The sequence below is a fragment of the Chelativorans petroleitrophicus genome, from assembly GCF_025398195.1.
GTDB lineage: Bacteria > Pseudomonadota > Alphaproteobacteria > Rhizobiales > Rhizobiaceae > Chelativorans > Chelativorans petroleitrophicus.
Window position 1 is genome coordinate 63,053 of record NZ_JAODNV010000020.1, and the last position, 8,393, is coordinate 71,445.

At 63.7% G+C, this 8,393-nt stretch carries 8 protein-coding genes; 7 read left to right on the forward strand and 1 reads right to left on the reverse strand.

What is annotated here, in order from left to right:
* The first annotated feature begins 6 nt into the window (after window positions 1-6).
* The 4 genes from NYR54_RS16785 (at window position 7) to NYR54_RS16800 (ending at window position 4,059) form a co-directional block, all read left to right on the forward strand.
* Window positions 7-885: a F0F1 ATP synthase subunit gamma gene (locus tag NYR54_RS16785; RefSeq protein WP_261516858.1), complete on the forward strand. Its 879-nt coding sequence runs from the start codon at window positions 7-9 to the stop codon at window positions 883-885.
* A gap of 22 nt (window positions 886-907) precedes the next feature.
* Entirely contained in the window at window positions 908-2,500 is a 1,593-nt protein-coding gene (atpD, locus tag NYR54_RS16790; RefSeq protein ID WP_261516859.1) for a F0F1 ATP synthase subunit beta, read from the forward strand.
* 88 nt (window positions 2,501-2,588) lie between these two features.
* Window positions 2,589-2,996, forward strand: coding sequence for a F0F1 ATP synthase subunit epsilon (locus NYR54_RS16795; protein ID WP_261516860.1), 408 nt, complete (start codon window positions 2,589-2,591; stop codon window positions 2,994-2,996).
* A 406-nt stretch (window positions 2,997-3,402) separates the two neighbouring features.
* Window positions 3,403-4,059 carry a superoxide dismutase family protein gene (locus tag NYR54_RS16800; protein ID WP_261516861.1) on the forward strand — a complete coding sequence of 219 codons (657 nt, stop codon included), beginning with the start codon at window positions 3,403-3,405 and terminating at the stop codon, window positions 4,057-4,059.
* Between the two features lie 65 nt (window positions 4,060-4,124).
* Here NYR54_RS16800 and NYR54_RS16805 read toward each other — a convergent pair whose 3' ends face one another.
* Window positions 4,125-5,621 carry a CoA-acylating methylmalonate-semialdehyde dehydrogenase gene (locus NYR54_RS16805; RefSeq protein ID WP_261516863.1) on the reverse strand — a complete coding sequence of 499 codons (1,497 nt, stop codon included), beginning with the start codon at window positions 5,619-5,621 and terminating at the stop codon, window positions 4,125-4,127.
* A gap of 144 nt (window positions 5,622-5,765) precedes the next feature.
* Between NYR54_RS16805 and NYR54_RS16810 the strand changes: the two genes are divergently transcribed.
* The 3 genes from NYR54_RS16810 to NYR54_RS16820 all read left to right on the forward strand — a co-directional run bounded on the left by NYR54_RS16810 (window position 5,766) and on the right by NYR54_RS16820 (window position 8,295).
* Complete coding sequence (locus tag NYR54_RS16810) at window positions 5,766-6,647, forward strand: LysR family transcriptional regulator (protein ID WP_261516864.1); 882 nt, start codon at window positions 5,766-5,768, stop codon at window positions 6,645-6,647.
* Between the two features lie 363 nt (window positions 6,648-7,010).
* The gene (locus NYR54_RS16815) at window positions 7,011-7,715 is read left to right on the forward strand and encodes a helix-turn-helix transcriptional regulator (protein ID WP_261516865.1); all 705 of its coding nucleotides are present in this window, start codon (window positions 7,011-7,013) and stop codon (window positions 7,713-7,715) included.
* Window positions 7,716-7,731: 16 nt separating this feature from the next.
* Window positions 7,732-8,295 carry a putative glycolipid-binding domain-containing protein gene (locus NYR54_RS16820; RefSeq protein ID WP_261516866.1) on the forward strand — a complete coding sequence of 188 codons (564 nt, stop codon included), beginning with the start codon at window positions 7,732-7,734 and terminating at the stop codon, window positions 8,293-8,295.
* The last annotated feature ends 98 nt before the right edge of the window (window positions 8,296-8,393 follow it).

Consider the following 8,393-nt stretch of genomic DNA (forward strand, 5'->3'; position numbering starts at 1 on the left):
CACGGCATGCCCTCGCTAAAGGACCTTCGCAACCGGATTGCGTCCGTCAAGGCGACGCAGAAGATCACCAAGGCGATGCAGATGGTCGCCGCGGCGAAGCTGCGCCGCGCCCAAGAGGCTGCCGAGGCCGCCCGTCCCTATGCGGAGCGTATGAGCGCGGTGCTTGCAAATGTCGCCGGCTCCATCTCCGGCAGCGACGCGCCGGCGCTCATGACCGGCACCGGCAGCGACCGGACGCATCTGCTCGTCGTCTGCACGGCCGAGCGCGGCCTGTGCGGCGGCTTCAACAGCCAGATCGCCAGGAAAGCGCGCGAACATGCGCGCGCGCTGCTTGCCGATGGGAAAGACGTCAAGATCATGACCGTCGGCAAGAAGGGTTACGATATGCTTCGCCGGGATTTCGGCGATCGCATCATCGAGCGGATCGAGCTGCGAGAGGTCAAGCGCATCGGCTTCATCCATGCCGACGAGATCGCCAAGAAGGTGATCGGTCTGTTTCAGGACGGGCAGTTCGACGTCTGCACCCTGTTCTATTCGGAGTTCAAGTCGGTCATCAGCCAGGTTCCGACGGCGCAGCAGATCATTCCTGCAGCCGCTCCCGAGGCGGCGGCTTCGAACGGGGAAGCGACGGCGGTCTACGAATATGAGCCGGATCCGGCGTCCATCCTGGCCGATCTCATCCCGCGCAACATTGCGGTGCAAATCTTCCGTGCGCTTCTGGAGAACGCGGCGGGCGAGATGGGCGCCAAGATGACCGCGATGGACAACGCGACCCGCAATGCCGGCGAGATGATCGACAAGCTGTCGATCACTTACAACCGCCAGCGCCAGGCGCAGATCACCAAGGAACTGATCGAGATCATTTCGGGCGCGGAAGCGCTCTAGCGGATTGAGGAAGGGTTAGATAATGGCGAAAGCAGCGACCCCCAAGAAGGCCCCTGCCGGCCAGAGCAAGACCAAGGCGGCAGCGAAGCCTGCGGCCGCGGAGAAACCCGCCGCCAAGGCTACGGCCAGGAGAACCGCGCGTAAGGCTTCCGCCCCGGCGGCCGCCGCGAATGCGCCGACGCTCCGCGCCGCTGCCAGCGGCCCGACGGGCATTATCAGGCAGGTCATCGGCGCCGTCGTCGACGTGCAGTTCGAGGAGCATCTGCCGCCGATTCTCAACGCCCTTGAGACGGACAATCATGGCAACCGCCTTGTGCTCGAGGTGGCGCAGCATCTGGGCGAGAACACCGTGCGCTGTATCGCCATGGACTCGACCGACGGTCTTGTGCGCGGCCAGAAGGTGGTCGACACGGGCGGACCGATCACCGTCCCGGTGGGCCCGGAGATGCTCGGCCGCATCATCAACGTCATCGGCGAGCCGACGGACGAGGCTGGTCCCATCAACGCGACGGAGATGCGCGCCATCCACCAGCCGGCACCCGCCTATACCGAGCAGTCGACCGAAGCCGAGATTCTCGTGACCGGCATCAAGGTGCTCGACCTGCTGGCCCCCTATGCCAAGGGCGGCAAGATCGGCCTGTTCGGCGGCGCCGGCGTGGGCAAGACGGTGCTCATCCAAGAGCTGATCAACAACGTTGCGAAGGCCCACGGTGGCTATTCCGTGTTCGCCGGGGTCGGCGAGCGCACCCGCGAGGGCAACGACCTCTATCACGAATTCATCGAATCGGGCGTCAACAAAAAGGGCGGCGGCGAAGGCTCCAAGGCTGCGCTGGTCTATGGCCAGATGAACGAGCCGCCTGGCGCGCGCGCTCGCGTCGGCCTCACGGGCCTGACCGTGGCGGAATATTTCCGCGACCAGGGCCAGGACGTGCTGTTCTTCGTGGATAACATCTTCCGCTTTACGCAGGCGGGCTCCGAGGTGTCGGCACTTCTCGGCCGTATTCCCTCGGCCGTGGGCTATCAGCCGACGCTCGCCACCGATATGGGCGCGCTGCAGGAGCGCATCACCACGACAACCAAGGGCTCGATCACCTCGGTGCAGGCAATCTACGTGCCTGCCGACGACCTGACTGACCCGGCGCCGGCCACCTCCTTCGCCCACCTCGACGCAACCACGGTGCTTTCGCGCGCCATTGCCGAGAAGGGCATCTACCCGGCCGTGGATCCGCTCGACTCCACCTCGCGCATGCTCGACCCGATGATCGTCGGCGAAGAGCACTATCAGGTGGCGCGCGCCGTGCAGCAGACGCTGCAGCGCTACAAGGCCCTTCAGGACATCATCGCCATCCTGGGCATGGACGAGCTTTCCGAAGAGGACAAGCTCACGGTGGCGCGTGCGCGCAAGATCGAGCGCTTCCTTAGCCAGCCCTTCCATGTGGCCGAGGTCTTCACCGGCACGCCCGGCAAGCTGGTCGATCTGCAGGATACGATCCGCGGCTTCAAGGGTCTCGTCAATGGCGAGTACGACCATCTGCCGGAGGCGGCCTTCTACATGGTGGGCACCATTGAGGACGCCATCGAGAAGGCCGAGAAGCTCGCAGCGGAAGCGGCATAGAAGCGAACAGGGAATAGGGAGCAGCGGATAGGGAACCGGCGAGCGGCGTGTACAATTCGATTTGCCATTCGCTATTCGCTGACAATCCATGACACAGTCCTTCAAATTCGAACTGGTCTCTCCCGAGCGGCTCCTGCTTTCGGAGGAAGTCGAGCAGGTGGTGATTCCGGGCACCGAAGGTGAGATGACCGTGATGGCCGGCCACGCGCCGACCATGACGAGCATCAAGCCGGGGGTGATCCGGGTGGTGAATGCCTCCGGCGGCACGGAGGAATTCGTGGTCTTCGGTGGCTTTGCAGACATCACGCCGGATGGCTGCCGTCTGCTCGCTGAATCCGCCACGCGCGTGGCGGAGCTCGACCGCGCGGATCTCGCGCGGCGCATCCAGGAAGTGCGGGCGGAAGTCGAGGGGGCGAAGGACCACGAGACGCGGACGCGCGCGGAAGAATTTCTGGGTCAGCTCACCACGTTGGAAGGCGCGCTCCTGCCGGCATAAGCCGCTGGCGCGTGAAATCATTACTCTTGCCGTCAGGCAGGCACTGTGGTGGTGCCTGCCTGATCTGTTTCTGGCCCCAGTGTTTGCGAAGGGCGTAGAGTGCGAGCCGCGTTCCTCGAAGCGTAAGCAGATAGCGTCATCGCGGGATAGGCGAATACCGGTTATCCGTCCGGAGCAGTGGCACATCAAATTTGGACTACGGCCGTGTTCTCATGAATGTGGAAATGAACCGGCACTGATCCTGTTTCGGACATCCTTTCCGGAAGCAAAAATCCACGTTGCCCCACGCAGCATTGAGGCGAAGCGGCTCTCATGGCTGCGTCTGGCTTCTCTCGCGCCGGTGAATGCCCCTCCGCGCTCATGAAACAAACACGCCACGGGCCAGTTTATGGAAGGAATGTGAAGCTTGGCGCGCTGGGGCCCGAAGTCTTCAGGATGCTGTGCGGGCGATTTGATGCGTGGATTGGACAGCGCCTTCGCTCTCTCCCTGCTCTTTTCCCGCGCCGGCGGCACATTCCCCGATTGCTTTTGCGAGGAGAGCCCAATGCGAGCGACATCCACTGCCGTATTCATGGTCCTGATGGCCTTTTCCGTCGCCCACGCCCAGGACAGGCAAGCTTCGGCGACGATGATGAATGCGGAAGGCAACGAGGCCGGTACCGTCACCTTCGCCGAAACGCCGTCCGGGGTACTGCATATTACCGTAGAAATGACCGGTATGCCGCCCGGAGCGCATGGTTTTCACATCCACGAAACCGGCGAATGCGACCCCGAGGGCGGTTTCGAATCAGCCGGAGGCCACTATGTTGGCGATGACGACAACGCCCACGGCATCATGAACCCCGAAGGTCCGCACGCTGGCGATCGGCCGAATGTGCACGTGGGACAGGATGGTGTGCTGAAGATCGAGTATTTTACCGACGAGCTTTCCATCTCCGGTGATGACAGTCCACTGATGGATGAGGACGGCTCGGCCGTGGTCGTGCATGGCTCGCCGGACGATTATGAGAGCCAGCCCTCGGGCGAAGCCGGCGACCGGATTGCCTGCGGCGTGATTGAATAGCAAGAAATCGAATAGGAAGAAAAAAGAGAAAGGCGCCCCCTTGCAGAAGGGAGCGCCTTTCCCGTCTATCGCATGGTGGGAATGACGAATTCCGCGCCGGCCTTGATGCCCGATGGCCAGCGGGCTGTGACGGTCTTTGTCTTCGTGTAGAAGCGGAAGGCATCGGGGCCGTGCTGGTTCAGGTCCCCGAAGGCCGAAGCCTTCCAGCCGCCGAAGGTGTAGTAGGCGATCGGTACGGGTATCGGCACGTTGATGCCGACCATGCCCACATTGACGCGTGCGGCGAAGTCGCGTGCCGCGTCGCCGTCGCGGGTGAAGATCGCCACGCCGTTTCCGTATTCGTGATCGTTCGGCAGCGCCAGGGCTTCCTCATAGGTATTGGCGCGCACCACGGAGAGAACGGGCCCGAAAATCTCCTCCTTATAGATGCGCATGTTCGGCGTCACCTCGTCGAAGAGGCAGCCGCCCATGTAGAAGCCGTTCTCATAGCCCTGCATCTTGAAGTTCCGGCCATCGACCAGGAGCTTGGCGCCTTCCTGAACGCCGAGATCGACATAGCCCTTCACGCGCTCGAGGGCTTCTCTGGTTACCAGCGGGCCGAAATCGGCGCTGGAATCGGTCGACGGACCCACCTTCAGGCTCTCCACCCGGGGAATGAGCCGTTCGACCAGCCGGTCGGCGGTTTCCTTGCCGACGGGCACGGCCACCGAAACGGCCATGCAGCGCTCGCCCGCCGAGCCATAGCCCGCGCCGATCAGCGCATCCACCGTCTGGTCCATATCGGCGTCGGGCATGATGATCAGATGGTTCTTCGCGCCCCCAAAGCACTGCGCGCGCTTGCCGTTCGCCGTCGCCCGCCCGTAGATGTAACGGGCGATGGGCGTGGAGCCGACGAAGCCCACTGCCTGAACATCCGGATCGTCGAGGATGGCGTCGACCGCTTCCTTGTCGCCGTTCACCACATTGAGGACACCGGCTGGCAGACCCGCCTCGACAAAAAGCTCGGCAAGACGCATGGGCACGCTGGGGTCGCGCTCCGACGGCTTCAGAATGAAGGCGTTGCCGCACGCGATCGCGGGCGCGATTTTCCACAGCGGGATCATGGCCGGGAAGTTGAAGGGCGTGATCCCTGCTACCACGCCGAGCGGCTGGCGCATGGAATAGGTGTCGATGCCGGGGCCGGCGCCCTCGGTGAACTCCCCCTTCATCAGATGCGGCGCGCCGATGCAGAATTCGACCACCTCCAGTCCGCGCTGGATGTCGCCTTTAGCGTCCGCAATGGTCTTGCCATGCTCCCGGGCAAGCAGCTCGGCCAATGAATCATATTCCCGGTGCACCAGCTCGAGGAACTTCATCAGCACGCGCGCACGGCGCTGCGGGTTGACCGAGGCCCATTTCGGCTGGGCTTCCTTTGCATTCTCCACCGCCTTGCGTACCTCGGCGGCCGAAGCGAGCGCCACGTGAGCACGCACCGAGCCGTCCATGGGCTGCATGACCGCCTGGCGGCGCCCGCTGGTGCCCGCCACACGCTGGCCGCCGATGAAATGGCCGATCTCCTCCATGGGGTTTCTCCTTCGTCTGCTCCTGATTGTTAGAATTGTCTCCCTTCGGGCGGTGGATTGCAACGCGAGGAAAATCGAAGCCGTTGTGCAGAAAATAGAGAGCAGCTAGGAGCAGGAGTGCGTAAAATCACGGGATGCGGAACCATGAACTGGGACGACGTGAAGGTTTTTCTCGCCGTAGCCCGCACCGGGCAGATCCTGGGAGCGGCGCGGCGGCTCGGGCTTAATCACGCAACTGTCTCCCGTCGCGTGGCCGCTCTAGAGGAGGCGATGGGCGCGAAGCTCTTCCGGCGCCTCACTACCGGCACGGAGCTGACGCCGGCGGGGGAGCATCTGCTCAGCTATGCCGAGCGGATGGAGGCGGAGATGATCTCGGCCCGCGCCGAAATCGCTGGCGAAGGGGAGGATATCGCGGGGACGGTGCGCATCGGCGCGCCGGACGGGTTCGGCGTGGCTTTCCTGGCGCCGCGCCTCTGGCGGCTGGCGGAGCGCCATCCGGGCCTTATCATCCAGCTCGTGCCCGTGCCGCGCTCCTTCTCGCTCTCCCGGAGGGAGGCCGACATTGCCGTGACCGTGGACCGGCCCAACGAGGGCCGGCTGGTTGCAGCCAAGCTCGTGGACTATTCGCTGGGGCTCTACGCCTCCAGGAGCTATGCCGACGCATACGGCCTGCCGGACAGCACGGAAACGCTTCCCAGACACCGGCTCGTGGGCTACGTGCCCGACCTTGTCTTCAGCCCGACCCTCGACTATGCCTCGGAAGTGTCGGAGACGTGGGACCCCGCCTTCGCGGTCTCCTCGGCGATGGGCCAGGTTGAGGCGGTACGCGCCGGCGCAGGCATCGGCATTCTGCACTCTTTCATCGCGCGCGGATTTCCCGATCTGGTGCCGGTCCCCTTCGTAAGGCCGATCCGCCGCAGCTACTGGCTCGTCTATCATGAATTGGTGCGGCCCATGCGCCGCATCCAGATCGCGGCAGACTTTATCAGTGAGATCGTGGAGGAGGAAAGGAAAATCTTCCTTTAGCTTGTCCCGGAATTCCCTCTCACCCCTCGATCAACCTCGCTGCCAGTTGCCAGCGTCTGCGATTTGCGAGGCCAACGGCCGCCGATGCCTTTCCTACCCTTCCTCTCCTCCGCGTGGAGGAGAGGTGTCGAGGCGAAGCCGAGACGGAGAGGAGTGACGGGTGATAGCAGGGATGCAGTCACCCTAGCGTGGAGGGGGTGCAGCCTCCTGACACAATGCTGTCAGGAGGGATGTGTCACTCTTTGGCGGACGACATGGGAAGCGTTCCGATGCCGGCTTTTTTCGCTCGACAATATGGCCGTTCGGTTCGAGACTTCCATGTCAGGCGGTTCATTCGGACAGTTCACCTGAGGAGCAGCCTCCATGCGGCGTGCGGACCGGCTCTTCCAGATCGTTCAGCATCTGCGCGGCGGGCGGCTGGTGACCGCGCGCATGCTTTCGGAGCGGCTCGAGGTCTCCGAGCGCACTATCTATCGCGACATTGCCGACCTGCAATCGACGGGAGTTCCCATCGACGGCGAGGCGGGCGTCGGATATTTGATGCGCGAAGGCTTCGAGCTGCCGCCGCTGATGTTCACCCGTGACGAGATCGTTGCGCTGGTGGCAGGCGCGCGCATGGTGCGCGCCTTCGGCGGCGCCGGTATGGCGCGCGCGGCGGAGGAAGCTCTTGTCAAGATCGGCACGGTGCTGCCGGAGTCGGAGCGCGCACGTATCGCGCGAACCGAGATCCATACACCTGACTGGGTGATCAGCGACGCCGAGCGTCAGACCATCGACGTTCTGGAAAAGGCGGTGGAGCAGCGCCGGGTTCTTTCTCTCGACTACCGCGACGAGCAGGGCCGCTCGACCCAGCGCGACGTACACCCCCTGGGTCTGTGGTTCTGGGGCAAGGTGTGGACGCTGGTCGCCTGGTGCGAGCTGCGGGACGATTTCCGCACCTTCCGCATCGACCGTATTGCGGTGATGAAGGATACGGGCCGCAGCTTCAAGCCGGAGCGCGGCAAGCAGCTTGCCGATTTCTACCGCCGGATGGAGCTTTACGAGGGCGGCGGCAACGGGCATGGATGAGGACGGACACGAGCGCTTGAGACATTCCGTCCTCTTCTGGCACAGAAAGGACGTTGAAGGGCTGGAGCGCTTGGAACTGGCGATCGGGCCCGAGGGCATCACCGCCGCCTCCACGGTGCTCTGCCTTGAAGCCGGCGGCTTCCGCCTCGACCACCATTGGCGACTCGGCCTGGACTGGCGCGTGCAATCCGCGAGGATCGAGCGCTGGAGCGCGCAGGGCCATGGAACGCTGTATGTGGAGCGATCCGGAACAGGCTGGAAGGTCGACGGCCATCTCCGGCCCGATCTCGAGGGCGCTGAGGAGCCGGATCTCTCTGTCACCCCGTTCTGCAACACCTTCCTGATCCGCAGGGTGCCCGAGGCGGACGGAGCGAGCCTTACCCGGGACATCGTCTTCATCAACGGGCCGGCACTCACGGTCGCACGCTCCCGGCAGCGCTATGACCGACAGGGGCTGAGGCGGCTGCGCTACGCCGATCTCGGTCTGTTTGCCGGCTTCGAGGCCGACCTGACGGTGGATGAGACTGGGCTGGTGCTTTCTTACGAGGGCCTTTTCGACCGTGTGCCACTGGTGGCCTGAAGCAAACGGAACCCTTGGCACCTGGACTCCTCGAATTACCTCGCGTTTTCGGCTGAGATTTGATTCCATCTGGGAGCTGATTTGCATGGAGATGGTGG